The sequence below is a fragment of the Paraburkholderia sp. RL17-337-BIB-A genome (genome assembly GCF_046025895.1).
In the GTDB taxonomy this organism is placed as follows: domain Bacteria; phylum Pseudomonadota; class Gammaproteobacteria; order Burkholderiales; family Burkholderiaceae; genus Paraburkholderia; species Paraburkholderia fungorum_C.
This window is the reverse complement of sequence record NZ_JARESY010000001.1, coordinates 3,872,022-3,897,622: the sequence shown is the minus strand read 5'-3', so window position 1 is coordinate 3,897,622 and position 25,601 is coordinate 3,872,022. Positions and strand designations below refer to the sequence as shown.

Sequence of the window (25,601 nt, the reverse complement as noted above, 5' to 3'; positions counted from 1 at the left end):
TTGAAGTGTTCAGGAAGTCATGCAGCAAGGCGGGGCGCATCGGCGTCCCGCCGGAATTGATACGAATCGAGGAAGCACGATCATGATCCAGATGATGATGTCCACCATCGGCGGCTCGCCTGCCGCACGCAGCGCACGGCAGCAGCAAGCATTGATGTTGCGCAAGGCAGTGGGATTGGCGATCGTCTCGAGCGGACTCGCGGTGATCGTGGCACAAGCCCTGCAACACGCACTCGGCGCGTGATCGAGCCGAACTCCCGGGTGCGGCAAGCGGGCACGCGTCACACGAACGCAGCTGCTCTAGGCTAAACTGTCGAGCGTTCGATATGCCGGGTTTGCTACCGCACATCGTCACTCTACCGACCGGTTCGCATCACTCTTCAAAGGAGTCATCATGGCCAAGAAAGAAGCCGTACAGCACGTCAATATCGGTATCAACGACAAGGATCGCAAGAAGATTGCAGAAGGTCTGTCGCGACTGCTCGCCGACACCTACACGCTGTACCTCAAGACCCATAACTTCCACTGGAACGTGACGGGTCCGATGTTCAACACGCTGCACTTGATGTTCGAGACGCAGTACAACGAGCTGGCGCTCGCGGTCGATTCGATCGCCGAACGCATCCGCGCGCTGGGCGTGCATGCGCCGGGTAGCTACAAGGATTTCGCGAAGCTGTCGTCGATTCCGGAAGCGGACGGTGTGCCGGCTGCGGAAGAAATGATTCGCCAGCTGGTGGAAGGTCAGGAAGCCGTGGTGCGTACCGCACGCGAGATTTTCCCGTCGACGGAAGCTGCCAACGACGAGCCGACCGCCGACTTGCTGACGCAACGCATGCAGACGCACGAAAAGACGGCATGGATGCTGCGCTCGATGCTGGCTTAAGCGTTCTGGGCGTTTCGCCTGGGTTCAACGCAGCGCATCGGCATTTGCGTTGAACTGAAACACTAATAAAGCCTCCCCTTCGCGGGAGGTTTTGTTTTTTGCGGCACCGGTTTGCACGCTTAATGGGGGCTTCGGACTCGGCATCGGGCTCGGCTTCAGCGTCAGCATCCGCATTGGTTTCGGTTTCGGTTTCGGCTTCGGTTTCGGACTCAGCATCGGCATCGGCATCGTTTTCGATTTGCAAGTTAAGCTTTTCGAGCCTCGCCTGCCCAGCAGGCTGCCTGCCGCCCACATCCCGTAAAATAGCGGCACCGTCTGCACTTCACCGAATCCGCCATGTTCGCCCGACTTCCTCTGTATCTGCGCCTCGTCCGCATGGACAAGCCGATCGGCAGCCTGCTTCTGCTATGGCCGACGCTCAACGCGCTGTGGATTGCATCCGACGGTCATCCGTCGTGGCCGCTGCTGGTGATCTTCACGGTGGGCACGGTGCTGATGCGTTCGGCGGGTTGCGCGATCAACGACTACGCGGACCGCGACTTCGATCGCTACGTGAAGCGCACGGAAAACCGGCCGATCACGTCGGGCAAGATCAAGGCCTGGGAAGCGGTGGCACTGGCGGCCGGTTTGTCGCTGCTGGCGTTTCTGCTGATCTTGCCGCTGAATACGCTGACGAAGGAGTTGTCGGTGGCGGCGTTGTTCGTCGCCGGGTCATATCCGTTCACCAAGCGCTTCTTTGCGATTCCACAGGCGTATCTGGGCATCGCGTTCGGTTTCGGCATTCCGATGGCGTTTGCCGCGATTCAGGATCACGTGCCGATGGTCGCCTGGGTGATGCTGTTGGCCAACGTGTTCTGGTCGGTTGCGTACGATACCGAATACGCGATGGTCGATCGCGACGACGACATCAAGATCGGCATCCGCACTTCGGCGCTGACTTTCGGCCGCTTCGACGTGGCGGCAATCATGCTTTGCTATGCGGTGACGTTAGGGATTTACGTCGGCATCGGCGTGATGCTCGGTTTTGGCGTGTTGTACTGGTTGGGATGGGCGGCAGCAGCGGGCTGCGCGATCTATCACTACACGTTGATCCGCAACCGCGAACGGATGGCGTGCTTCGCGGCGTTCCGCCATAACAACTGGCTGGGCGGCGCGTTGTTTGTCGGTATTGCCGCGCATTACGCGTTGGCTTCGTTCTAATTCTTCCGCGCAAGCCCCAACCGCCACCCGCCACCCGCGCTTACAACTTGCCGAACTCGTCGCCCATTTCTCTCGCGCGCGCATCGGCGGCGAGCGCCCCGCGCACGATCGCGTCCTTGATCCCGTTTGCCTCGAACGACGCCAGCGCCGCCGCCGTGGTGCCGCCCTTCGACGTCACACGTTCGCGCAACAGGCTCGGCGGCTCATCCGAATTCGCGGCCAATTGCGCCGCGCCGGTGAAGGTCGCGACCGCCAGCGCGCGGCCTTGCGCTTCATCCATGCCGAGTTGGCGCGCGGCTTCCTGCAACGCTTCGATGAAATAAAACACGTAAGCGGGACCACTGCCCGAGATCGCGGTGACGGCGTCGATCTTCGCTTCGTCGTCGAACCAGACGGTTTCGCCGACTGCGCCCAGCACCTGCGACGCGAGCGCGCGGCCGCTTTCGTCAACGTTGCCGGTCGCGACGAGGCCCGTTACGCCCATGCCGATCAGCGCCGGCGTATTCGGCATCACGCGTACGATGCGGGCATGGCCGTTCAGCCAGCGCGACATGTCATCCATGCGAATACCCGCGACGATGCTGATCGCCAGTTGCGATGCGTTCAGATACGGCGCCAGCGCTTCAGCGACGCTCTTCAGAATCTGCGGCTTCACCGCCAGCACGACGGCGTCATACGACGCGAGCGCGGCGTCCGCGGCGGCGCCGGTCTTGATGCCGAATTGCTGCTCATTGCGCTTGCGCGCGTCCTCGTTGGGGTCGATTGCGTACAGGTCAGCGGGCGCGACGCCGCGTTTGATGAGGCCGCCGATCAACGCGGCGCCCATGTTGCCGCCGCCGATAAAAGCAATTTTCATGATGTTCCGAAAGAGGGTCCGTGAGGCGTCAAGAAGGAAAGGCCTGAACGGTCAGTTAGAGTAATCTCGCGCGCCGAAGATCGCGGTGCCGACGCGAACGATCGTCGCGCCTTCCAGCACGGCGGCTTCGAGGTCGCTCGACATGCCCATGGAGAGCGTATCGAGTTCGAGGCCATCATTGCGCAGACGCTCGAACAGTTCACACAGTTGCCGATGCGGCACGCGCTGTTCTTCGATGCTGCCGGCTGGTTCTGGAATCGCCATCAGGCCGCGCAGATTCAGCTTCGGCAGCGCGGCGATTTCCTGCGCGACCTCCACGGCCTCGGGAATACTCAGGCCGCTTTTCGACGCTTCACCGCTAATGTTGACCTGCAGGCAAACATTCAACGGCGGCAGGTTGTCCGGGCGCTGCTCCGAGAGCCGCTGCGCGATCTTCAGGCGGTCGACCGAATGCACCCAGTCGAAGCTCTCGGAGACCGGCCGTGTCTTGTTCGATTGCAATGGTCCGATGAAATGCCATTCGAGCGCTGCCCGCAGATCGGCCAGCGCTTCGATTTTGGTGATGGCTTCCTGCACGTAGTTTTCACCGAACGCGCGCTGACCGGCTGCATGAGCGGCGCGCACGTCTTCGGCGGGAAAGGTCTTCGAGACCGCGAGCAGGGTGATCGAACGCGGGTCGCGTCCGGCCACCTGCGCGGCGAGGGCGATGCGCTGCTGCACCGCTTCGAGGTTATGAATCAGATCGGGCATGGAACGGAACCGGAAGTCCAGCGAAAGGCAATGATCGAATTATACGGACGCCGCCGCTTGATGCCGCTTGATGCCGCTTGATGCCGCCGCAGGACGGCAAAGCCGCTCGTGGTGAGGTACCGCAGCCGAATGCCACGCTTGCATCAAATCGATCGCTTCAAGCGGACAGCATGTGCTCGACAAGTTCGATCCAGTGCGCGACCGGTGTGGACGTGCCGCTTTGCAGATGCGCAATGCAGCCGACGTTCGCCGACACGATCACCTGCGGCTCCTGCGCCTGCAGCCGCTCGAGTTTCTGATCGCGTAGCGCGTATGAGAGCTTGGGCTGCGTTAGCGAATAAGTGCCGGCCGAGCCGCAGCAGATATGATTGTCGGCAGGCAGACGCACTTCCACGCCGAGCGTTGCCAGCACATGTTCGACCTTGCCGCGCACCTGCTGACCGTGCTGCAACGTGCACGGTGGATGGAACGCCACCGTATGGATCGCGCGGCGGCGCGTCACGGCGACGAGCGCCTCTTCGAACTCCGGCAGGATCTCCGCGATGTCGCGTGTCAACTCGGTCACGCGGCGTGCCTTCTCCGCATAGGCGGGATCGTTGCGCAGCAGATGCGCGTATTCCTTGACCGTCGCGCCACAGCCAGACGCGTTCATCACGATCGCTTCCACACCCTGTTCAATATAGGGCCACCACGCGTCGATGTTGGCGCGCAGGTCGTCGAGCGCTTCGTCGTTGTAGCCCAGGTGCAGACGGATCGCACCGCAACAGCCGGCTTCGGGCGCGACCAATGTTTCCACGCCGAGCGCGTTGAGCACCCGCGCCGTCGCGACGTTGACGTTCGGCATCATCGACGGTTGCACGCAACCCGTGAGCATCAGCATCTTGCGCGGATGTTTCGCGGTCGGCCATTCGAGCGGACGCTGCCGCGCGGGCACCTTGTCGCGCAGTTTCTTCGGCAGAAGCGGGCGAATATGCTGACCGATGCGCATGATCGGCGTGAACAACGCGCTGTTCGGCACGAAGCTCGCGAGCAGCCGGCGCAGCATCCGCTGACCGAACGGACGCGTGACCTGTTCCTCGGTGATCTTGCGGCCGATCTCGACCAGCCTGCCATATTGGACACCGGACGGGCAGGTCGTTTCGCAGCTGCGGCAGGTGAGGCAGCGGTCCAGATGCAGCTGCGTGCTGCGCGTGACGGCGGCGCCCTCCACCATTTGCTTGATCAGATAAATGCGACCGCGCGGACCATCGAGTTCGTCGCCGAGTATCTGATAAGTCGGGCAGGTGGCCGTGCAAAAACCGCAATGCACGCAATTGCGCAGAATGGCGTCGGCTTCGACGCCATCGGGCGTGTTGCGAATGAAGTCCGCGAGGTTGGTTTGCATCGCGTCGCTCAGAAGTCGGGGTAGAGGCGGCCGCGGTTGAAGATGCGGGCCGGGTCGAAGGCGCTTTTCAGGCCGCGATGGATTTTCATCAGCGGTGCGGGCAGCGGCGTGAAGATGCCGGCGCTGCGGTCGTAGCCGAGGCCGGTACGAAAGATGGTGGCATGGCCACCGGCCTGTTTGGCGCTGATACGCACGGTTTGCGCGTCGGTATCGGTGATCCACCAGCGTTGGCCGCCGCCCCATTCCATCAGTTGCGCGCCGGGCAATTGCAGCGGCTCGGTGATCGACGGCAGCGCGAGACGCCAGAGCGCGGCCTTTGGCGGGATGCCTGCAAAGAACGAGTCGGTCTGCTCACGCAGGCCGGCCCAGAAGCGCTCCGCCTCCACGGCATCGACGACTTCGCCGCCGAGCGCCGTGCGTGCCGCTTTGACCGCGGCTTCCGCGCCGCCCATCCGCACGGCCAGCGTGCCGTGACGCCACGCGCTCGCGGTGATCGGCAGTGGCCGGCCGCCCCATTCGTTGAGCTTGCGGACCGCATCGGTGCCATTCATCTCGAACTTGAGCGTGGCTTCGGCCTGCGGCAGCGGCAGCACTTTGACCGACAGTTCGAGGATCAACCCAAGGGTGCCGAGCGAACCTGCCATCAAACGGGAGACGTCGTAACCGGCGACGTTCTTCACGACCTGGCCGCCGAAATGCAGCTTCTGGCCCTGGCCGTTGATGATGACGGCGCCAAGCACGAAGTCGCGCGCCGCGCCGGCGGCCGGGCGGCGCGGACCGGCGATGCCCGCCGCGATGCAGCCGCCGAAGGTAGCCTGGGGCCCGAAGTGGGGTGGCTCGAAGGCGAGCATCTGGTGGTGTTCGGCGAGCGCGGCCTCGATCTCCAGCAGGGGCGTACCCGCGCGCGCCGTGATGACCAGTTCGGCTGGATCGTAGGCGATGATGCCGCGATAAGCGCGCGTGTCGAGGATGTCACCTTCCAGCGTCTGACCGTACCAGTCTTTGGTACCGCCGCCACGGATGCGCAATGTGCGCCCTTCTGCGCTGGCCGAACGTACGCGTTCGGACCAAACGGCGACGATGTCGTCCTCTTCCATGGTGCCCTGCTTCGTTGTGTTTCGACTGATTGTACCGGGCGGGGGCGCGCTGGCAAGCCGGAGCGGACCCGCATCGGGTAATCAGGGTGGAAGCCGGGAAGCGGCGCCGGCGCGCGCTATGCGCGCTGCGCTGGAGGGGTGCAGGCGCCTTAAAACCGCGGCAGGTCCGGATGCGGCAGCAGGCCGCCGCGCACATGCATCTTGCCGTACTCGGCGCAACGAGCGCGGGTGGGGATGCCCTTGTCGGGATTGAGCAGGCCCGGCGCGTCAAAGGCGCGTTTGACCGCATGGAACGCGTCGCGCTCTTCGGGCGAGAACTGCACACACATCGAATTGATTTTTTCGATGCCCACGCCATGCTCGCCGGTCACCGTGCCGCCCAGTTCGACGCACGCTTCGAGAATGTCGCAACCGAACGCCTCAGCGCGATGCCACTCGTCCATATCGTTGCCGTTGAACAGAATCAGCGGATGCATGTTGCCGTCGCCGGCGTGGAACACGTTGATGCAGCGCAGCCCGTATTTCTTCTCCATCACTTCGATGCGCGTCAGCAGCGGCCCGATACTGCGGCGCGGCACGGTGCCGTCCATGCAGTAATAGTCGGGTGAAATGCGGCCGGCGGCCGGAAACGCGTTCTTGCGCCCGGACCAGAAGCGCAGCCGTTCATTTTCCGAGCGCGAAATCTGGATGCGGGTTGCGCCCTGTTCGCGCAGCACGGCGGTCATGCGCACGATTTCGTCGGCGACTTCTTCAGACGTGCCGTCCGATTCGCACAGCAGGATCGCCGCCGCGTCGAGGTCGTAGCCGGCATTGACGAACTCCTCGACGGCGCGTGTGGCCGGTTTGTCCATCATCTCCAGACCGGCCGGAATGATGCCCGCTGCAATGATGCCGGCGACCGCGTCGCCGCCTTTCACGACGTCGTCGAAACTGGCCATGATGACCTGCGCCGTTTGTGGCTTCGGGATCAGCTTGACGGTGACTTCCGTGACGATGGCGAACATGCCTTCGCTGCCGATCAACACGGCGAGCAGATCGAGCCCCGGCGCGTCGGGCGCGAGCGAACCGAATTCGACCACTTCGCCTTCCATGGTCACGGCGCGCACACGCAGCACGTTGTGGACGGTGAGGCCGTATTTGAGGCAGTGCACGCCGCCCGAATTTTCGGAGACGTTGCCGCCGATCGTGCAGGCGATCTGCGACGAGGGATCGGGTGCGTAGTAAAGGCCGTATGGCGCGGCGGCTTCGGAAATCGACAGATTGCGCACGCCCGGCTGCACGGTCGCAGTACGCGCATACGGATCGACTTCGACGATCTTGCGAAAGCGCGCGAGCGACACCACCACGCCGTGACGAATCGGCATCGCGCCACCGGACAAGCCGGTGCCCGCGCCGCGCGGCACGATCGGCACGTCAAGCCGGTGACAGATCTGCACGATGCGCTGTACCTGCGATTCCGTTTCCGGCAAAGCGACCGCGAGCGGCAGACGCCGGTAGGCGGCGAGGCCGTCGCACTCGTAGGCGACGGTGTCTTCTTCGCGATACAGCAGACAGTGGGTGGGCAGCACGGCCATCAGCGCCTGCACGACTTCGCGCTGGCGCTGGGCGAGAACTTCGGCCGTCAGTTCGACGGGTGCGTTCATATGACTTGTCTCCTCGTGTCTTTCACGCTGCGTGCCCCGTCAAGCCCTGGTTGTGTGGCAGCAGGCGTGGCCGCTGCCTGCTGCTCTAACTGAGTTGAGCTTCGACGACGCCCTATGCCGCCCAGGAAAAGATCTTGCCCGGGTTCATCAGATTGCGCGGATCGAGCGCGTGTTTGATGGAGCGCATCGTATCGACGGCGACTTCGCCGTGTTCCTCGAGCAGGAAGTTCATCTTATGCAGACCGACGCCGTGCTCGCCCGTGCAGGTGCCGTCCATGCGCAGCGCGCGTTGCACGATGCGATGGTTCAGTCGCTCGGCTTCGGCGAGCTCTTCCGGCTTGTTCGGATCGATCAGGATCGCGACGTGGAAGTTGCCGTCGCCGACATGGCCGACGATCGGGCAGGGCAGCGGCGACGCATTCAGATCCTGCTCCGTTTCCACCACGCATTCGGCGAGGCGCGAGATCGGTACGCAGACATCGGTCGTCACGGCGCGGCAGCCGGGCTTCAGTTGCAGCATCGCGAAATAGGCGTTGTGGCGCGCGTTCCACAGGCGGCTACGGTCTTCCGGGCGGGTCGCCCATTCGAAGCCTTCGCCGGCATTCTGCGCGGCGAGTTCCTGCACCAGTTCGGCTTGCTCTTTGACACCGGCTTCGGTGCCATGGAATTCGAAAAAGAGCGTGGGCGCCTCGCGCAACGTCAGATTCGAATGACGATTGATTGAGCGGATCGCGAGCGAGTCGACGAACTCGACACGCGCGATCGGCACGCCCATCTGGATCGTTTCGATGACCGCGCGCACGGCATCGCCCATCGACGGGAACGTGCACACCGCAGCCGAGACCGCTTCGGGCTGCGGATACAGACGCACGGTGATCTCGGTAATCACACCGAGCGTGCCCTCCGAGCCGACGAACAGACGCGTGAGGTCGTAACCCGCCGACGACTTGCGCGCCCGCGTGCCCGTTTTGATCACGCGGCCATCGGCGAGAACTACCGTCAGCCCGAGGACGTTTTCGCGCATCGTGCCGTAACGCACGGCATTGGTGCCCGAGGCGCGCGTAGCCGACATGCCGCCGATGCTCGCGTCAGCACCCGGGTCGATCGGGAAAAACAGGCCGGTGTCGCGCAGCGCTTCGTTCAACTGCTTGCGCGAGATGCCGGGTTCGACGGTGACGGTCAGGTCTTCGGCATTGATCGACAACACGCGGTTCATTTCCGACAGATCGATCGACACACCGCCTTGCACGGCCAGCAGATGCCCTTCGAGCGACGAGCCGTTGCCATAGGGGATGATCGGCACGTTGTACTGACCGCATAGTTTGACGATGGTTTGCACGTCTTCCGTATTGCGTGCGAATACGACGGCGTCGGGAAGTTGGGGGTCGAACGGCGATTCGTCGCGGCCATGATGGGCACGCACGGCTTCTGCCGTGGACACGCGTTCGCCAAAAGCGGCCTTGAGCGCAGTCAACAGCTCGGCGGGAAACGGTCGGCGCAGCGGGGCCGGCGGCACGGGATGGTTCACGCATGTCTCCTGATAATGGGGCGGAACTGTTCTACAGCATGTGCTTCATTTTACGCCGATCGCCTGCGGGTCGGCGTCGAGGACCGCTACCGCTCCTATAATGGCGGCGACCGTACGATGCGCGCAATATGGATAAACGCGGGTGGTCAACGCGGTGGCGAACTCAGCGGCTATTCGGCGGCTCTCCGCGGCTCACATGGCGGCTATTCGGCGGCCAATCCGGTAGCAAACCTGCGGCTTGCTTACGGACTTGCCGGATGGCTTCGCTGCCGCCGCTGACGCAGCGTCGCTGAATGATTGAATGGATGGGAGACATCATGGGCAACCGCTTGAGCAAGATCGCCACCCGTACGGGCGACGACGGCACTACCGGCCTTGGCGACGGCCGCCGTGTACGCAAAGACAGCGCGCGCATTGCTGCAATCGGCGATGTCGATGAACTCAATTCGAATCTCGGCGTGCTGCTGTGCGAATCGCTGCCCGACAACGTGCGAGCGGCGCTGGTAGCGATTCAACACGACCTGTTCGATCTTGGCGGCGAACTCTGCATCCCCGGCCATACGATGATTACCGACAAGCATCTCGGCCAACTCGACGACTGGCTGGCCGACTACAACGCGACCTTGCCGCCATTGAAGGAATTTATTCTGCCGGGCGGGTCGCGCGCGGCGGCCTTGGCGCATGTGTGCCGTACGGTGTGCCGACGCGCCGAACGATCAATCGTCTCGCTGGGCGAAGGCGAGGCGATCAATGAGGCGCCGCGTCAGTATGTGAACCGGCTGTCCGACCTGCTGTTCGTGCTGGCGCGCGTGCTCAATCGCGCCGACGGCGGCAGCGACGTGTTATGGCAACACGATCGTAGCGCCGGCTGACACCCTGTTTTTTTCCTCTTGATCGCTGTGACAATCTGTCCCGGGCAAAACGTCTCCTTAAAGATGTATTGTAAATGAATCTTTAAGGAGACGTAGTTATGACCACTCTCACCGCCGACCAGATCGCCCGTGTCAAAGCCACCGTTCCCGTGCTCGCCGCACACGGCACAACCATTACCAAACACTTCTACAGGCGCATGTTCGCGCACCATCCTGAGTTGAAGAACGTGTTCAACCAGACGCACCAGAAGAGCGGCACCCAGCCGGAAACGCTGGCTAAAGCGGTGTACGCGTACGCCGCGAATATCGACAACCTCGGCGCGCTGGGGCCGACTGTCTCGCGGATCGCTCATAAGCATGCGAGTCTGAATATCCGGCCGGAGCAGTACCCGATCGTGGGACGCCACCTGTTGGGCGCAATCGTTGATGTGCTCGGCGACGCAGTCGATCAGGAGACGCTTGGCGCATGGCAGGTTGCTTATGGGCAGCTTGCGGATATCTTCATCGGTGCGGAGGCGAAGCTCTACGGTGGCGCGGCTTGGAGCGGCTTTCGGCCGTTCAAGGTTGCGCGCAAGGAAGTGGAGAGCGATGAGATCACGTCGTTCTATCTGACGCCTGCCGACGGCTCGCCGGTTTGCGGCTTCGAGCCCGGCCAGTATCTGAGCGTGAAGCGTTTCGTGAATGAACTTGGCGTCGATCAGCCGCGGCAATACAGTTTGTCGGATGCGCCGAATGGTAACTGGCTACGTATTTCGGTGAAGCGCGAGGCCGGTCGCGAAGACACGGCGCCAGGCCATGTATCGAACCTCCTGCACGACGGCGTGGACGCGGGCGCGGTAGTGCATGTCAGCGCGCCAATGGGCGATTTCACGCTGGACCGCAAGAAGACGACACCGGTGGTGCTGATGAGCGGCGGCGTTGGCGTGACGCCGATGACCTCAATGCTCGCAACGTTACTGGCCGACCGGAGCGAGCGCAGCGTGAGCTTCGTGCACGCCTGCCGTAACGGCCGCGTGCATGCGTTCCGGCAGTGGCTTAATGACACGGTCGCAGCGCATCCCAACGTCACGCGCGCGGTGTTTTACGAGGCCATTGAAGCGTGCGATCGCGCCGGTGCCGACTACGACTTCGAAGGCCGCCTGGACCTCGCGAAAATCGCCGACAAGGTGATCGTTCCCGACGCGGATTACTACATCTGCGGGCCAGTACCGTTTATGCACGCGCAATGCGAGGCGTTGGCTGCACTCGATGTGGATGCGGCGCGGATTCACACGGAAGTGTTCGGTTCCGGCGTGGTGCAGTGAGGCGGAGGCGCATGGCAACCCGAGCGCGCAAGCACGCGGAGCCCGTGCGCCTTACCCAACCGCCAGCGTGACCGGCTTGCCAATCCTGCTCATCATTTCGACCAGGGTATCGATAGTGAACTTGGTGGTTTTCTTGTTGACCACGTCTGAGACGCGCGGACGCGACACCATCAGGATCTCGGCTGCCTCGGCCTGTTTCAGATGATGCTGTTCGATCCAGCTGGAGAGCTCGGTCATCAACTGTTCCTTGAGCAGCCGCGTGTCGTTGATCTGTTTTTGCGACGCGGCATGCAAGCGCTTTGCCTCCTCGGCGGAAAAGCCGAGTTCGAGAAACAGGTTAGCGCCGGGTTTTGTCACGTGACGGATTTTTGTGTCGATCGTCATTTGTCAAGTTTTCCTATCTATCATTAATAATGGCGCGGTACCGCGTCTCGGCAATCTTTCTATCGTGCGGGCTGAGCTTCTGCGTTTTCTTCTGGAAGCAATGCAGCACATACAGCGCTTCCACAAACTTGGTGATGTACATCACGCGGTAAATGCCGTCAGCCTCCCTGATGCGAATCTCGCGCGTTCCGGCGCCGATCGAATCAAACGGCTTCCAATCATCAGGGTCCAGACCAGCCTGAATCTTGCCAAGCTGAAATCCTGCACGGCGACGCGGCTCTTCGGGAAAGGCGAGTAAATCGTGATAACTGGAGCCCATCCAGCGAATTTCTTTTTCCTGCTGCATAGCCGCCTTTCATGTACAAAATATTATACGCAACACCCATCCAGGTCAAGTCGTATCCGACCCGGCAACGAGTTGTTACGGTACAGAGGCGGCTCGTCGAGCACCATTCGTCCGTTCGGCTAATAAAAAAACCCGGCTCGACGAGCCGGGTTTCCGATGAAGCCACTACGACAATCGTGCAGGTGCGAGAAGCGCGCAGTTAATTGCCGCTGCCACGCGCCACACGCCGTTGCTTGACCGCTTCGGCGAGACCTTCCAGCACGGCGACGCTTTCATCCCAGCCGATGCACGCGTCGGTGATGCTCTGGCCGTACGTCAATGCGCAGCCTTCCTGCAGATCCTGACGGCCCGCCATCAGATGCGACTCCACCATGACGCCGACAATCCGTTCGTCACCCGAAGCAATCTGGCGGCCGATGTCCGCGCACACAGGAATCTGGTTCTCGTGCTTCTTCGAGCTGTTCGCATGGCTCGCGTCGATCATCAGACGCGCCGCGAGACCCGCCTTGCCGATGTCGGCACATGCCGCATTGACGCTGTCCGCATCGTAGTTCGGCGTCTTGCCGCCGCGCAGGATGATGTGGCAGTCTTCATTGCCGGCGGTCGAGACGATCGCCGAGTGGCCGCCCTTCGTGACCGACAGGAAATGATGCGGCTGAGAAGCGGCCTTGATTGCGTCGACGGCGATCTTGACGTTGCCGTCCGTGCCGTTCTTGAAGCCGACCGGGCACGACAATCCCGAAGCCAGTTCACGGTGCACTTGCGACTCGGTCGTACGCGCGCCGATTGCCCCCCACGAGATCAGATCGGCGATGTACTGCGGGCTGATCATGTCGAGGTACTCGGTGCCGGCCGGCAGGCCGAGTTCGTTGATGCGCAGCAGCAGCTCGCGCGCGGTGCGCAGGCCGTCATTGATCTTGAAGCTGTTGTCCATGTGCGGGTCGTTGATGAGACCCTTCCAGCCCACCGTGGTACGCGGCTTTTCGAAGTACACCCGCATCACGATTTCGAGTTCGCCAGCGAAGCGTTTGCGCTGCTCGACCAGACGCCCGGCGTATTCCATCGCCGCCTTGGTATCGTGAATCGAGCACGGTCCGATGATGACGATCAGACGGTCTTCCATGCCGTGCAGGATGCGATGCATTGCGTTGCGCGAGTTGTAGATCACGTCGGACACCGTTTCGTCGCAAGCGAATTCGCGGATCAGGTGAGCGGGCGGCGTGAGTTCTTTCAATTCGCGGATGCGGACATCGTCGGTGTTGTGCGGGGGCATGCTTGTTCTCCTGAATCGGGTCATGGCGTGTTCGCGCGGGCAACGAAGGCTGCGATCAGACAACAATCAGGCAGCGATGCCAGGGCGGACAACAATCAAAAGGGTTTCAACGGCAAAAGGTTCAAAGACGTGAGGCGAAAAAAAACCGCCAGGCTAGCTGGCGGTTTTCGTGAATTCTGAGTGTCTTGCGTGCACTAACACCCCTCTCGATCCGCCAGCGGTCTGAGATGCCAAAAAAAGTAAAAGTAAAACTTGGCGGACATGGCGAATTAGGTCGCTGGTCAAAAAGGGTGAGTGACTTTATAACCCGGGCAAGCTCGGTTGACAAGCTGCGGGGTATAAAAATGCGGAAAATCCGCATACTTCGCGCGTTGTATGCACGAAGTATGCGTCTACACCAAAATCAGGCGGTGCCGCCGACCGTCATCCGGTCAATGCGCAGGGTCGGTTGACCGACACCCACCGGCACGCTCTGGCCTTCCTTGCCGCACACGCCGACGCCCGAATCGAGCTTCATGTCGTTGCCTATCATGCTGACGTACTTGAGCGATTCCGGGCCGCTGCCGATCAGCGTCGCGCCCTTGACCGGGTAGGTGACCTTGCCGTTTTCGATCATGTACGCCTCGGAGGCCGAGAACACGAACTTGCCGTTCGTGATGTCGACCTGGCCGCCGCCGAAGTTCACCGCGTACAAACCGTTCTTCACGGAAGCGATGATTTCCTGCGGGTCCTTGTCGCCGTTGAGCATGTAGGTGTTGGTCATGCGCGGCATCGGCAGCGCGGCGTACGACTCGCGGCGCGCGTTGCCGGTGACCGGCATTTTCATCAGGCGCGCGTTCAGCGTGTCCTGGATGTAGCCCTTCAGGATGCCGTCCTCGATCAGCGTCGTGCACTGGGTCGGATTGCCTTCGTCGTCGATATTCAGCGAGCCGCGGCGATTCGGCAGCGTGCCGTCGTCGACCACAGTCACGCCCTTCGCCGCAACCCGCTCGCCGATTTGACCCGCGAACGCCGACGATCCCTTGCGGTTGAAGTCGCCTTCGAGGCCGTGGCCGATCGCTTCGTGCAGCAGCACGCCCGGCCAGCCCGGCCCGAGCACGACGGACATCGCGCCCGCCGGAGCCGGGCGGGCGTCGAGGTTCACCAGCGCCGCATGCACGGCGTCGTCGACGTAACCCGACAGCACTTCGTCAGTGAAATATCCGTAGTCGAAGCGGCCGCCGCCGCCGCCGCTGCCGATTTCGCGGCGGCCGTTCTGCTCAGCGATTACTGTGACCGACACGCGCACGAGCGGACGGATATCAGCCGCAAAGCCGCCGTCGCTACGCGCGACCAGCACCACGTCGTATTCACCGGCGAGGCCTGCCATCACTTGCTGGATGCGCGGGTCGCGGCCGCGCGCCATCTGTTCGATGCGCTCGAGCAGCTTGACCTTGGCGGTGGCGTCGAGCGAATGGAGTGGGTCGGCGGGCAGGTACAGATCGCGCCCGGCAATGCCGGTCAGCGACGAGGCCGCCTTGATCTTCTGCTTGCCGCCACCCGCCTTGGCAATCGAACGGGTGGCGAGCGCCGCCTGACGGATCGCTTCGGGCGACAGATCGTCCGAATACGCGAACGCCGTGCGGTCGCCCGACACGGCGCGCACGCCGACGCCCTGGTCGATGCTGAAGCTGCCCGACTTCACGATACCTTCCTCGAGACTCCACGCTTCACTGCGCGTGTATTGGAAGTACAGGTCGGCGTAGTCGATCTTGTGCGTGAAGATTTCGGCGAGCGTGCGGGTGAGCAGGGATTCGTCGAGACCGTAGGGCGTCAGGAGGATGTCCTTGGCGGTGGCGAGATTACGGATACCGGGTTCGATGATGTTCATGCGAAGTATGTTCTGCTCGATACGAAGGATTCGGTTAGCGCCGCTGTCACGATCACTATATGAGTGAGCGGCGCCGCAGTTTCAATGTCGACTTCTGGATTCAGCGGATCACTCAACTCAGCACGCGGTGACGCCAGGCGGGCAGACTCTGCCGCACTTCGTCGATGCGCGCACGTTCGAGATTGCCGGCCACCACGCCGGCGCCTTCGTCGCGCACCGCGACGATTTCGCCCCACGGGTCGATCAGCATGCTGTGGCCCCATGTCCGGCGGCCGTTTTCATGTTTGCCGCCTTGCGCGGCGGCCAGCACGTAGCACTGGTTTTCGACCGCCCGGGCGCGCAGCAGCATTTCCCAATGCGCGCGGCCGGTGGTGTAGGTGAACGCCGACGGCACCACGATCAGCGCGCAGTCGCCCATGCGCCGGTACAGCTCCGGAAAGCGCAGATCGTAGCAGACCGACAGGCCGACCCGGCCGAACGGCGCCTCGAAGGTGCGGACTTCGCCGCCGGGGCAGATGGTGCGTGCCTCGTCGAACGATTCCTTGCCCTTTTCGAAGTTGAACAGATGGATCTTGTCGTAGCGCGCGGCCTCGTTGCCTTGCGGGTCGAACACCAGCGTGGTGTTCAGCACGCGCGACGGTTCCGCTGACATCAACGGCAAAGTGCCGCCGATCACCCACACCTTGTGGCGGCGTGCGGCATCGGCGAGAAAGCGCTGGATCGGGCCGTCCTGGTAGGGCTCGCGCACGGCGAGCTTGTCCGTGTCCTTGAAGCCCATGAAGCAGAAATACTCGGGCAGCAGGACCAGTTGCGCGCCCTCGGCGGCGGCTTGCCCGATCAGGCGTTCCGCTTCGGCCAGATTGCGCTCGCGATCCGGCGTGCTGACCATTTGCAGCGCGGCCACGCGGAAGGTGCTGCCGGAAGACCCGTTGGACGCTACGGCGGATGAGGCCGCGGACGAAGCGGTGCACGAGGAGGAAAAGACGTGTGTTTCGCTCATGAGCGTTTCGAAAAACTCCCGGCAAAGGCGGCGGCGCGAGAACTGCTCATGCCGCATACGTCGTTCAAGGCTGGCTGGGGCCTGTGGCGCGGCACTGCGCTCTATCATGATCAACGGCCCCAAAGGCTGCTGAAGGCTCAGTGCACTTCCACGGTCGAAGCCGGAACATCCATCTTACCGCGATCGCTCTTCACCCGCTCAATGTGCGGTTTCGACCACGGACCGGTGATCGCGTACTCGCGCGCAAACGCCGTGGAGACTGACTTGCTGAACGCCAGATCGGCCACCAGCGCGCCCAGCCCGAGCAGCGGATTGATCACGGTTGCGGCGATCACGGCGGCGCCGGCGCTGACGGTCGGCACGATCCGCACGTGCAGGTCCTGGGTCTCCTGCGCCAGATCCACCGAGCCCTTCATCTCAGCACGGGCCGGCGCCGTCACCATCTCGAAGTTCTCGGTACGGCCAATGCCATTGTGGATTTGACCCGTGCCGGTGACGCGCTCGAACGGCAGCCCTTCGCCGATCACATCGCGGAAATTGAGCGTGGCGAAGCGCGCGAGGCTTTGCAGGCTGAGCACGCCGAGCAGTTTCGCGACGCCCGGATCGACCTTGAGAATCTGTCCGTGGCGCAGATCGACGGCCAGATTGCCGTTGAGCGTCGGGTAGTCGATGGCGGTCGGGCCGCCGTGCCACACGACCCTGCCCGACAGCGTGCCGCTGCCGGCTTTGAGCGTGCGCGGCTGGCCGAAGCGCTCCAGCAACGCGCCGGCGTCCTTGATGTCGAGTTTGAAATCGAACAGGGTACGGCGCTGTGTCGTTTCGTCGGCGGCGTTGCCGAGGCCGCTCGAGGTGCGCCAGTTCGCGGTGGCGGTCAGCGTGGCGGCGGGGTTCGTGATGTCGAGCTTGTCGAGTTGCCAGACCGGTCCGCCGTCTTCCACGAAGTTGTGCGCGTCGACTTCGAGCCGGCCAATGTTGCGATCGCGCACGATCAACTCGTTGACCACCAGATCGATGGACGGCATGTTCTGCGCCGGCGCCGACATCGCCTGGCCGAGCAGGTCCTTGTCGGTGGCCGAAGGGATCACCACGCGGGCAAAGCGCGCCTGCAACGTGCCGGGCGATTCCTTGCTGGCGCCCGGCAGCCACGAAACGTGCCCCGACACCTGGTTCGACGCGATGTTCGCCTGCCATTTGCCGTCCGCGTGCGATGCGCCGACGATCACGCTGTCCCAGTGCCGCTTGAGCAGCGTCAGCGACTCGATGTGCAGCGCGAAGCGGCTCGGCAGAAATTGCGCGACGGTCGGATTCGGCGCAGCCGGCGCGGCGGCGGGAGCGGCTGCGGGTACGCCAGCGGAAGCCGGCGTCGGCGCTTCCTTGTTGCGCATCTGCGTGACGAGCGCGCGCCAGGCGTCGGCGTCGAACGCTTCGACGTCGACCGCGGCGATCACGCCGTTGGACGGCAAGTCGGCGGGCTTGTTGACGCCGATCGCGCCGCGCACCACTGTCGGCGGCGTTTTCGGCTGCGCTTTTGGCTCATAACGCAGCAAATAGGTGGCGGCGATCGGGCCGAAGGTGAGGTCGGCGCGTTCCAGACCGGCTTCGCCCGCGTCGGTGGCGGGGCTGAGCGCGAAGTGCAGCGGCATCGGGGTGCCGACCGGTTTGTTGAACGGCGCGGGGAAGTCGAGCCCGAGGCCGGTCAGATCGGAGTTCGCCGTGACCTCCGGCAATCGCCCTTTGGCGCCGCGCACGTTGAGCGCGTAGGGCGCGCTGCCGTTCATGCGTGTCAGCACCTGCGTGGCCGGTCCATGCAGATTCAGACCGCGCGCGGCGTCGACGGCAATGTGGCCGCCCAGCTCGAGCGCATACGTACCGTCCTGCTTCAGGCCGCCATTCGCGTGCACGTCGCCGCCGAGGAACTGGCCCGAGAGCCGCTCGACCTGGGCCGTGTGTTCGGTGAAGCGCACCTTGCCGTTCAGTTGCGACAGCGGCGGCACGTTTTCGACAGTCAAGCGATTGTTCTGAAAACCGACCGCGCCTTCCACGCCGATATGGGGCTTCGGCGTGCGCGGCACGGTCAGTTTGAGCGCCAGCGACGCGGATCCTTCGGCGCGCACCTTCTCGGTCTCATGTTTGGCCATGATGCCGAGCGAGCTTTCATTGACGTAGTCGAGCATGTCGGCGAGCGGCCCGCGGCCGTCGCCATCGATCACGAGGTTGGACGCCCTGGTGCCGAGATCGTCGATCTTGCCGTTGACACGCGTCAGTGCGACCCGCTTGTAGTGGGCGCGGTCGATATCGAAGCGCAGCACGTTCTGCTTGAGTTCGAACACGCCGTCGATGCCATCAAGCGGCGGCCACACGTTCGGCGTGCCGTTCCTCATCCTGCGCGGCGGGTATGGCGAAGGGTCGAACTTGCCGCCCTTGAACGGCGCGACGATACGGAAAATCCCGGCTTCCGGGGCGCGGGAGTAGGGGAATTTGGTCAGATCGCCGTGTATTTCGATCGTCGCACCGCGCGACGTGCCGGCTTGCAGCCCGTGGCCAAGGTAGGTGCGCAGCTTTTCGCTGATGCTGGTCGGCAGATAGCGGACGATGCGCGTGACCTGGGCGCGCTGGAAGTCGGCTTTCAGGTCGAGCGAACCGCGCCCGTGGCCTGGATTGCTGTAGTTGGCGGTGGCGGTGGCGTCGGCGTCCCTGTTCGAGACGCCGAAGTTGGCCAGCTTGACGGTGAAGGCCGGGTGATTTTCCCCCGGCGCCTTCGCCGTGATGGTCCAGTCTGCCTGGCCGCGCAGACGGTCGAATTTCAGGCGCGGGTCGTCGAACACACCCGGCAGCGTAATCGCGACGTTGGAGGTGTCGAGCGTCGCCGTACCGTGGTTTTCGTCGGCGTCCACGCTGCCCCACAGGTTTTCGATACCGGGAATGCCCGCGCGCGGGTGATTCAGCGGGGTGAGCCCCGGCGGCGGTTCCTGCGCGGCGACGCTGATGCCCTGCAGATCGCCCTTGAAACGATAGCGCTCGATCGGCTCGGCGCCACTCGGTGGATGCTCGACGCCCGCTTCGCCCGACTCCGGTTTGCCGCGCTCGACCTCGATCAGATAGTTCGCCACCAGCCCGCGTGGATTGAAGCGCACGAGATTGTTCAGGAGATGCCGCGGCAAAGGCAGTGCGCGGCTGAATTCGGCGAGGATGCCCAGGTCGACGCGGTCGCCGCTGACGCTGACGAGCTGCCCATGCTGCTGCGAGGCGGTTCGGTAGCGGCCGTTCAGCGTGGCTAGCGTAAGGGTGCGGGTGAGCGGCGTGCCGTCGTCGAGCGGCGGCTGGCCCAGTTCCGCGCGCAAGTCGTTCAGTTGCAGCTTGTAGTCGCCCTGATCGACCTCGAGACGCCACCCGAAATGGGCCACCGGCACGTCCAGCCTGGGCTGGGTCGGGCGCACCCGCATCGACACATTCGTGCCGGCCAGTTGGCCGCCGGCGGACTTCATCCGGCCATCGGCGAAGTCGGCCCAGATCGCATTGTCGATCCGGCCGGCGAACATCTCGATCGGAAAATTGATGTAGCGCGCAAGGGTCGGCAGATCGACCGGGCCGGTCGACATATAAACCTGGCCGGTCCAGTTGACCGGTTTGCCGATCGCGGACAGCCGGGCGTGCCTGAAATGCGTGCGGAAGTCGAGCGGACCGTGCAGGACCTGACCGTCGGCGGGCGCCTGCAACGCGAGCCGGTGATCGTAGCCGTCGTTGAGAATGGCGATGCGGATGTCGCGCAGGGCCAGTTCCGGCGCGTCATGCTGGGCATCGCGCCAGCGCAGCGTGCCGCCGCGCACCACGATCGCCTGTTGCCGCAATAGCCACGTGGACAGGGCGTCGTTGCCGCTGTGCCGGGTCGGCACCGGCACGCCCGCCACCGAAATCACGCCGTCGCTGCTGCGCGACACCAGCACGTCGGGCTGGTCGACGATCAGGCTGGAAAGTGCGGGATGGAACTGCCAGAGCGACTTCCACGAGAGCGTGGCGGTGGCGTGCGGAATGGTCAGCGCCGCTTTGCCCTCGGCGTCGCGGATGACGATATCGGTGACGTCGAGGCCCGGCTGAAACCCGCTCCAATGCGGCGCCAGCTTGCCGATCGTGAACTGCGCGTGCAGCTTGTCGGAGACGGCGGCTTCGATGCGCGGCCGGAACGACTCGACGCGTGGCAGCACCACGTAACGCAAGCCGAGAAAGAGACCTGTCGCGATGAAGTACAGGACGAGTGCGAGCGCGAGGACGACATGAAAGGTCCGACGCAGCACGATGTGGTCGCTTCCGCTCACAGGCCGGACCTGCCCGGTTTCGTGCGGGTCGGCGGATTCGTTTCGCTCGGACATGCTGCGGCGGGTGGGCGTATGGTAGTTTTGCGAATTAACGACGAAATGTAACACACGGGAAAGCCTCGGCGGACTTCCGGCAAACCCTTTGTACATGCCGCCTCGCGACCTGCGCGAGGCGCGCCGTACCCCTGTGTTACAGCGAACTGAACCACGCTGATAAAGCAACGAGCGAGCCAGACCTTTGATGACTGACGCCACTCTCCTGAGTTCCAGCTATTCACATTACGCGGCGCGCGCCGCGGCGGCTCGTCCGCAAATCGTGGCGCACGTGGCGGCACTGGCGTGCGCGCCGCTCACCCGCGAACGGATCGACGCACGTCTTGACGCGCTGTGCGCCGAGGCCGCCGGCGCGGGCGGCGGTCCATTGAGTGAGGATGCACTCAAACGGGCCTTGCGTCAGTTGCGTACCGAGGTGTTTTGCGCCGTGATGGAGCGCGACCTGGCGGGTGAGGCAGATGTTGCCGAAGTCACCGGCACCATGACCGATCTGGCGGAGACGACGATCCAGCGTGCGTTGGCCGTTGTGTCCACCGAGCTCGAAACGCTTTTTGGCGAACCGCGCGGACCGCAGGGTGAGCGCCTCGCACTTGGCGTCGTCGGGATGGGCAAGCTGGGTGGGCGTGAGCTGAACGTGTCGTCGGATATCGACCTGATCTTCGTCTATGAAGAGGACGGCGAGACCGCGGGCGCTCAGCGTGCGCCGATCGCGACGCAGGACTTTTTTGCGCGGCTGGGCAAACGCCTGATCGGCGCATTGGCCGAGGTGACCGCCGACGGTTACGTGTTTCGGGTCGATATGCGCCTGCGGCCGAATGGCGATTCGGGACCGCTCGTGTGCAGCCTCGGCATGCTCGAAGAGTATTTCTACGTGCAGGGCCGCGAGTGGGAGCGCTATGCGTGGATCAAGGGCCGGCTCGTCTCCGAAGGCGCGAGCGAAGCGGCCGAGCGGCTGCAGAAGCAGCTCGACGCGATCGTCACGCCGTTCGTTTATCGCCGTTATCTCGACTTCGGCGTGATCAGCGCGATTCGCGCGCTGCATCTGCAGATTCGCCAGGAAGCGCAGCGGCGCGCCTCGATGCGGCCCGACAAGGCCGACGACATCAAGCTCGGCCGCGGCGGCATCCGCGAAATCGAATTCAGTGCGCAGGTGTTTCAGCTGATTCGTGGCGGCCAGGATGCCGGCTTCCGCGTGCGGCCGACGCTTGCCGTTTTGCGGCACGCGGCCACGCATGGGCTGATCGATAGCTCGGTCTGCGTGAAGCTTTCCCAGGCATACCGCTTCTTGCGCGAACTCGAGCACCGTCTGCAATACCGCAACGACGCGCAGACCCACGCGATGCCGGTCGATCCTGAGGACCGTGTGGCGCTCGCGCACGCCATGGGTTGCGTTGACTATGCCGAGCTGATGCTCAGGCTCGACACGCATCGCGAGTTCGTCGAGCAGCAGTTCGACCAGATTTTCGCCGACAAGGTGAGCGGCCGCGACGGCTGCGGCGCACCGGAAGACGGCGCGGCGGCGTGGGTGTGGAGCAGCGCGCTCGCCGACGACAGCGCCGACGAAGCGCTTCAGGCGCGCCTCATCGAACTCGGCGTGCCGCAGCCGGGCGAACTGCTGGCGCGCTTGCGCGCGGTGTGGCAGTCGTCGCGTTATGCGGGGCTCGCCGAGCGTAGCCGGCAACGCTTCGACATCGTCGCGCAGCGTGCGCTGGAGGCCGCGCGTACGCTGGAGCCGCCCGAACGGCGCGGTGACACGGTGGCGCGTCTGTTCGACCTGCTCGAAGCCGTGGGCCGGCGCGGCGCGTACCTCGCGCTGCTGACCGAATATCCGCAGGCGCTGCATCGGGTGCTGTCGGTGCTGGGCGCGTCGCGCTGGGCCGCCGGCTATCTGATTCGCCACCCGCAATTGCTCGACGAACTCCTCGATGACGAGGCGATGGACAGTCCGTTCGACTGGCCCGAATTCAAGCGCACGCTGCGCCTGCGCCTGGCCGCCGCCGACGGCGTCGAACAGCAGATGGATCTGCTGCGCCACGCGCACCACGCCGAGGTGTTCCGCATCCTGCTGATCGATCTGGCCGGCCGGCTGAGTGTCGAGCATGTGAGCGACCGTCTGTCCGAGCTCGCCGACGCCGTGCTCGATGTCACGCTCGAAGCGGTCTGGAAGCAACTGGCCAAACGCCACCGCGAGGTGCCGAAGTTCGCGGTGATCGCATACGGCAAGCTGGGCGGCAAGGAACTGGGTTACGCGTCCGACCTCGACGTGATCTTTCTCTACGACGATCCGGACGATGCCGCCGCCGACGTCTACGCCACCTACACCCGCCGGCTCATCAGTTGGCTGACGACGGCGACCGGCGCCGGCACCTTGTTCGATGTCGACTTGCGGCTGCGGCCGAACGGCGAGTCGGGCCTGCTCGTCACCGATCTGGATGCGTTCCGTCGTTATCAACTGCGCGAGGGCGATGCCGCCAACACGGCGTGGGTGTGGGAGCATCAGGCATTGAGCCGGGCGCGTTACTGCGCGGGCGACGCCGAAATCGGCGCGAAATTCGAGCAGATCCGCGAACAGGTGCTGACCACGCCGCGCGAAGCCGCGCCGCTCGCCAGGGAAATCGTCGAGATGCGCGAGCGCGTCGAGGCGGGACATCCGAACCATACGGCGTTGTTCGACCTGAAGCACGATCGCGGCGGCATGGTCGATATCGAATTCACCGTGCAGTACTGGGTGCTGCTGCATGCGGCGAGCGATCCTGAACTGATCCGCAATACCGGCAACATCGCGTTGCTGCGCGAAGTGTCGCGCTTCGGCTTGATGAGCGAGGAGGAAGCGGAGACGGTCGGGGCGGCTTATCGGACCTACCGGAAGTTGCAGCACACGCTGCGGCTGGACGGGATGGAGAAGGCGCGGGTCGTTCCGGCGCAGGTGGTGACCGAGCGTGAGGCGGTGTTGGGGCTGTGGAAGCGGGTGTTTGGGTGACGGCTGATGGCGCGAGGTGTGAGCGGCGTCGCACAAGTTGCGCGGCCCGCAGAGCTTGCCTTGCGTTTCCCGAGGGCCGCGATGATTCCCGGCCTGAGTTTCTACGCCGCCAGCATTTCCTTCGCGTGCTTGCGGGTGGTCGCGGTGATCTCCAGTCCGCCGAGCATCCGCGCGACTTCTTCGACGCGGCTTGCGCGGTCCAGCGAAGTCACGCTGCTAACCGTGCCGCCCTTGCCGTTGCCCGCCTTCGCCACCTGGAAATGATGGTCGCCGCGCGCGGCGACTTGCGGCAAGTGGGTGACGCACAGCACCTGACGCGCCTGTCCCAGTTGATGCAGCAGCCGTCCGACCACTTCAGCGACGGCGCCGCCGATCCCCGTGTCCACTTCGTCGAAGATGAGGGTTGGTATGGGACTCGCGGCGCTCGCAATGACAGCCAAGGCGAGACTGATCCGCGCCAGCTCCCCGCCTGAGGCGACCTTCGCGAGCGGCCGCAACGGCACGCCGGCGTGACCGGCGACGCGGAATTCGACCTGTTCGAGCCCGTGCGCGCCACCTTCCGGCAACCGCACCAGCGCGACTTCGAAGCTGCCGCCTTTCATCGACAGTTCCTGCATGCCAGTGGTGACAGCAGAGCCCAGAGCCTTACCGGCCTTGGCGCGCGCCTTCGACAGTTTGTTTGCTTCGGTGAGGAAGGCTTCTTCGGCTTTGGCGACGGCCGCGTGCAGGCTGTCGAGATCGGCTGCGGCGTCGAGCGCGGCAAGCTGTGCGCGCCGAGCTTCGTGTTCTTCGGGCAGCGTCTCCGGCTGCAGGCGGAATTTGCGTGCGGCCGAATGCAACGCGTCGAGACGCTTTTCGACCTGGGCAAGCCTGTCCGGATCGAGGTCGAGCTTCTGCGCGTAGTGACTGAGCGAGTAGGCCGCTTCCTGCAACTGGATCTCGGCCGGTTCCAGTGCTGCCAGCACGTCGTTCAGCGCTGGGTCGATCTCAGCCAGGTCACGCACCTTCGATACGATCGAGGCGAGATGCGTGATCATCGCTTCGTCGGATTCGGACAACGCGCTGAGTGCCCCTTGAACGCCGTCGATCAGATTCGCCGAATGCGACAGGCGCCGGTGCTCGGCGTTGACCTCTTCCCATTCACCCGGTTGCGGCGAAAGTTTGTCCAGTTCGGTGAGCTGCCAGGCGAGCCGCTCGCGCTCCAGTTGCAGTTCCCGGTCGCGCGTTTGCGCATGCTCGACGGCCTGAACCTTTTGGCGCCACGCCCGCCAGGTCCGCGTGACAGTTGCAGCGGTTTCGGTCAGACCGGCATGGGTGTCGAACAGCTCGCGTTGTGCGTCCGGACGCATCAGCAACTGGTGTGCATGCTGGCCATGAATATCCACCAGCATTTCGCCGACTTCGCGCAACTGCGCAAGCGTCGCCGCTGTGCCGTTGATGAACGCCCGCGAGCGGCCGTTCACGTCCACCACGCGCCGCAGCATCACGGTGGCGCCGTGATGGCCGTCGTCGCCGGACGTGCCGAGCGCCTGCTCATCGAGCCATTGCTCGACTTGCGCATGCGCCTCGAACTCCGCGGTGATGTCGGCGCGGCTCTCGCCGGTGCGCACCACGCTCGCATCGGCGCGGGCGCCGAGGGCGAGGGCCAGCGCGTCGATCAGGATCGACTTGCCGGCGCCTGTTTCGCCCGAGAAAACGGTAAAGCCGCTGTCGAATTCGAGATCGAGCGCGGCGACGATGACGAAGTCGCGTATCGAGAGGTGGCGAAGCATGGAGGTCGTCTGATGAGCTTGAGGTTCAGGGTTCGACAGCGGTGGTGTTCGCGTTCCGGTGTTCTGGCGGCCCGGCGATCCGGCGATCCAGT

The 25,601-nt window shown here is 63.9% G+C and carries 20 protein-coding genes; 6 read left to right on the top strand and 14 right to left on the bottom strand.

The annotated features are described in order from the left end of the window. Nucleotides 1-82: 82 nt before the first annotated feature. Both P0D84_RS17465 and P0D84_RS17460 read left to right on the top strand, forming a co-directional pair. Complete coding sequence (locus P0D84_RS17465; protein ID WP_408338346.1) at nt 83-244, top strand: hypothetical protein; 162 nt, start codon at nt 83-85, stop codon at nt 242-244. Between the two features lie 150 nt (nt 245-394). Next, entirely contained in the window at nt 395-883 is a 489-nt protein-coding gene (locus P0D84_RS17460) for a Dps family protein (protein ID WP_408338344.1), read from the top strand. A gap of 24 nt (nt 884-907) precedes the next feature. Here P0D84_RS17460 and P0D84_RS17455 read toward each other — a convergent pair whose 3' ends face one another. Beyond that, nucleotides 908-1,204 (bottom strand): hypothetical protein, encoded by a 297-nt coding sequence (locus tag P0D84_RS17455; protein WP_408338342.1) that lies wholly within the window; start codon nt 1,202-1,204, stop codon nt 908-910. A 15-nt stretch (nt 1,205-1,219) separates the two neighbouring features. Here P0D84_RS17455 and ubiA point away from each other — a divergent pair, with 15 nt between their 5' ends. Continuing rightward, the gene (gene ubiA / locus P0D84_RS17450) at nt 1,220-2,083 is read left to right on the top strand and encodes a 4-hydroxybenzoate octaprenyltransferase (RefSeq protein WP_408338340.1); all 864 of its coding nucleotides are present in this window, start codon (nt 1,220-1,222) and stop codon (nt 2,081-2,083) included. Between the two features lie 40 nt (nt 2,084-2,123). Here the strand turns inward: ubiA and proC are convergent, their stop codons facing one another. The 6 genes from proC to P0D84_RS17420 form a co-directional block, all read right to left on the bottom strand. After that, nucleotides 2,124-2,939, bottom strand: coding sequence for a pyrroline-5-carboxylate reductase (proC, locus tag P0D84_RS17445; RefSeq protein WP_408338338.1), 816 nt, complete (start codon nt 2,937-2,939; stop codon nt 2,124-2,126). Between the two features lie 51 nt (nt 2,940-2,990). Continuing rightward, on the bottom strand, nt 2,991-3,689 hold the full coding sequence (locus P0D84_RS17440; RefSeq protein ID WP_408338336.1) for a YggS family pyridoxal phosphate-dependent enzyme: 699 nt from the start codon (nt 3,687-3,689) through the stop codon (nt 2,991-2,993). Nucleotides 3,690-3,846: 157 nt separating this feature from the next. Further along, the gene (gene glcF, locus P0D84_RS17435) at nt 3,847-5,073 is read right to left on the bottom strand and encodes a glycolate oxidase subunit GlcF (RefSeq protein WP_408338334.1); all 1,227 of its coding nucleotides are present in this window, start codon (nt 5,071-5,073) and stop codon (nt 3,847-3,849) included. Between the two features lie 8 nt (nt 5,074-5,081). Continuing rightward, nucleotides 5,082-6,170: a glycolate oxidase subunit GlcE gene (gene glcE / locus P0D84_RS17430; protein ID WP_408338332.1), complete on the bottom strand. Its 1,089-nt coding sequence runs from the start codon at nt 6,168-6,170 to the stop codon at nt 5,082-5,084. Nucleotides 6,171-6,319: 149 nt separating this feature from the next. Then, entirely contained in the window at nt 6,320-7,813 is a 1,494-nt protein-coding gene (locus P0D84_RS17425) for an FAD-linked oxidase C-terminal domain-containing protein (RefSeq protein ID WP_408338330.1), read from the bottom strand. Between the two features lie 112 nt (nt 7,814-7,925). Further along, nucleotides 7,926-9,341, bottom strand: coding sequence for an FAD-linked oxidase C-terminal domain-containing protein (locus P0D84_RS17420; RefSeq protein ID WP_408338328.1), 1,416 nt, complete (start codon nt 9,339-9,341; stop codon nt 7,926-7,928). A gap of 317 nt (nt 9,342-9,658) precedes the next feature. Between P0D84_RS17420 and P0D84_RS17415 the strand changes: the two genes are divergently transcribed. Both P0D84_RS17415 and hmpA read left to right on the top strand, forming a co-directional pair. Further along, nucleotides 9,659-10,213 (top strand): cob(I)yrinic acid a,c-diamide adenosyltransferase, encoded by a 555-nt coding sequence (locus P0D84_RS17415; protein WP_408338326.1) that lies wholly within the window; start codon nt 9,659-9,661, stop codon nt 10,211-10,213. A 98-nt stretch (nt 10,214-10,311) separates the two neighbouring features. Further along, nucleotides 10,312-11,517: an NO-inducible flavohemoprotein gene (hmpA, locus tag P0D84_RS17410; protein WP_408338324.1), complete on the top strand. Its 1,206-nt coding sequence runs from the start codon at nt 10,312-10,314 to the stop codon at nt 11,515-11,517. A gap of 51 nt (nt 11,518-11,568) precedes the next feature. On the opposite strand, the gene P0D84_RS17405 is transcribed toward hmpA, so the two are convergent. The 6 genes from P0D84_RS17405 to P0D84_RS17380 all read right to left on the bottom strand — a co-directional run bounded on the left by P0D84_RS17405 (nt 11,569) and on the right by P0D84_RS17380 (nt 20,757). Continuing rightward, nucleotides 11,569-11,901 carry a helix-turn-helix domain-containing protein gene (locus tag P0D84_RS17405; protein WP_063494819.1) on the bottom strand — a complete coding sequence of 111 codons (333 nt, stop codon included), beginning with the start codon at nt 11,899-11,901 and terminating at the stop codon, nt 11,569-11,571. Nucleotides 11,902-11,914: 13 nt separating this feature from the next. Beyond that, on the bottom strand, nt 11,915-12,247 hold the full coding sequence (locus P0D84_RS17400; RefSeq protein ID WP_408338322.1) for a type II toxin-antitoxin system RelE/ParE family toxin: 333 nt from the start codon (nt 12,245-12,247) through the stop codon (nt 11,915-11,917). A 199-nt stretch (nt 12,248-12,446) separates the two neighbouring features. Further along, nucleotides 12,447-13,520, bottom strand: coding sequence for a 3-deoxy-7-phosphoheptulonate synthase AroG (gene aroG, locus P0D84_RS17395; protein WP_408338320.1), 1,074 nt, complete (start codon nt 13,518-13,520; stop codon nt 12,447-12,449). A gap of 403 nt (nt 13,521-13,923) precedes the next feature. Further along, entirely contained in the window at nt 13,924-15,390 is a 1,467-nt protein-coding gene (tldD, locus tag P0D84_RS17390; protein WP_408338318.1) for a metalloprotease TldD, read from the bottom strand. A gap of 112 nt (nt 15,391-15,502) precedes the next feature. Then, complete coding sequence (locus P0D84_RS17385) at nt 15,503-16,390, bottom strand: carbon-nitrogen hydrolase family protein (protein WP_408338316.1); 888 nt, start codon at nt 16,388-16,390, stop codon at nt 15,503-15,505. A 137-nt stretch (nt 16,391-16,527) separates the two neighbouring features. Beyond that, the gene (locus P0D84_RS17380; RefSeq protein WP_408338314.1) at nt 16,528-20,757 is read right to left on the bottom strand and encodes a YhdP family protein; all 4,230 of its coding nucleotides are present in this window, start codon (nt 20,755-20,757) and stop codon (nt 16,528-16,530) included. Between the two features lie 187 nt (nt 20,758-20,944). Here P0D84_RS17380 and glnE point away from each other — a divergent pair, with 187 nt between their 5' ends. Continuing rightward, complete coding sequence (glnE, locus tag P0D84_RS17375; protein ID WP_408338312.1) at nt 20,945-23,737, top strand: bifunctional [glutamate--ammonia ligase]-adenylyl-L-tyrosine phosphorylase/[glutamate--ammonia-ligase] adenylyltransferase; 2,793 nt, start codon at nt 20,945-20,947, stop codon at nt 23,735-23,737. Between the two features lie 101 nt (nt 23,738-23,838). On the opposite strand, the gene recN is transcribed toward glnE, so the two are convergent. After that, nucleotides 23,839-25,509: a DNA repair protein RecN gene (gene recN / locus P0D84_RS17370; RefSeq protein ID WP_408338310.1), complete on the bottom strand. Its 1,671-nt coding sequence runs from the start codon at nt 25,507-25,509 to the stop codon at nt 23,839-23,841. Nucleotides 25,510-25,601 lie beyond the last annotated feature (92 nt).

Bases quoted from the DNA above. Each gene is read 5' to 3' on its own strand.
- recN (WP_408338310.1), bottom strand. From the start codon at position 25,509: ATGCTTCGCCACCTCTCGATACGCGACTTCGTCATCGTCGCCGCGCTC.
- P0D84_RS17415 (WP_408338326.1), top strand. From the start codon at position 9,659: ATGGGCAACCGCTTGAGCAAGATCGCCACCCGTACGGGCGACGACGGC.
- hmpA (WP_408338324.1), top strand. From the start codon at position 10,312: ATGACCACTCTCACCGCCGACCAGATCGCCCGTGTCAAAGCCACCGTT.
- glcE (WP_408338332.1), bottom strand. From the start codon at position 6,170: ATGGAAGAGGACGACATCGTCGCCGTTTGGTCCGAACGCGTACGTTCG.
- P0D84_RS17405 (WP_063494819.1), bottom strand. From the start codon at position 11,901: ATGACGATCGACACAAAAATCCGTCACGTGACAAAACCCGGCGCTAAC.
- P0D84_RS17440 (WP_408338336.1), bottom strand. From the start codon at position 3,689: ATGCCCGATCTGATTCATAACCTCGAAGCGGTGCAGCAGCGCATCGCC.
- P0D84_RS17385 (WP_408338316.1), bottom strand. From the start codon at position 16,390: ATGAGCGAAACACACGTCTTTTCCTCCTCGTGCACCGCTTCGTCCGCG.
- aroG (WP_408338320.1), bottom strand. From the start codon at position 13,520: ATGCCCCCGCACAACACCGACGATGTCCGCATCCGCGAATTGAAAGAA.
- P0D84_RS17460 (WP_408338344.1), top strand. From the start codon at position 395: ATGGCCAAGAAAGAAGCCGTACAGCACGTCAATATCGGTATCAACGAC.
- P0D84_RS17380 (WP_408338314.1), bottom strand. From the start codon at position 20,757: ATGTCCGAGCGAAACGAATCCGCCGACCCGCACGAAACCGGGCAGGTC.
- ubiA (WP_408338340.1), top strand. From the start codon at position 1,220: ATGTTCGCCCGACTTCCTCTGTATCTGCGCCTCGTCCGCATGGACAAG.
- proC (WP_408338338.1), bottom strand. From the start codon at position 2,939: ATGAAAATTGCTTTTATCGGCGGCGGCAACATGGGCGCCGCGTTGATC.
- P0D84_RS17425 (WP_408338330.1), bottom strand. From the start codon at position 7,813: ATGAACGCACCCGTCGAACTGACGGCCGAAGTTCTCGCCCAGCGCCAG.
- glnE (WP_408338312.1), top strand. From the start codon at position 20,945: ATGACTGACGCCACTCTCCTGAGTTCCAGCTATTCACATTACGCGGCG.
- P0D84_RS17465 (WP_408338346.1), top strand. From the start codon at position 83: ATGATCCAGATGATGATGTCCACCATCGGCGGCTCGCCTGCCGCACGC.
- P0D84_RS17400 (WP_408338322.1), bottom strand. From the start codon at position 12,247: ATGCAGCAGGAAAAAGAAATTCGCTGGATGGGCTCCAGTTATCACGAT.
- tldD (WP_408338318.1), bottom strand. From the start codon at position 15,390: ATGAACATCATCGAACCCGGTATCCGTAATCTCGCCACCGCCAAGGAC.
- glcF (WP_408338334.1), bottom strand. From the start codon at position 5,073: ATGCAAACCAACCTCGCGGACTTCATTCGCAACACGCCCGATGGCGTC.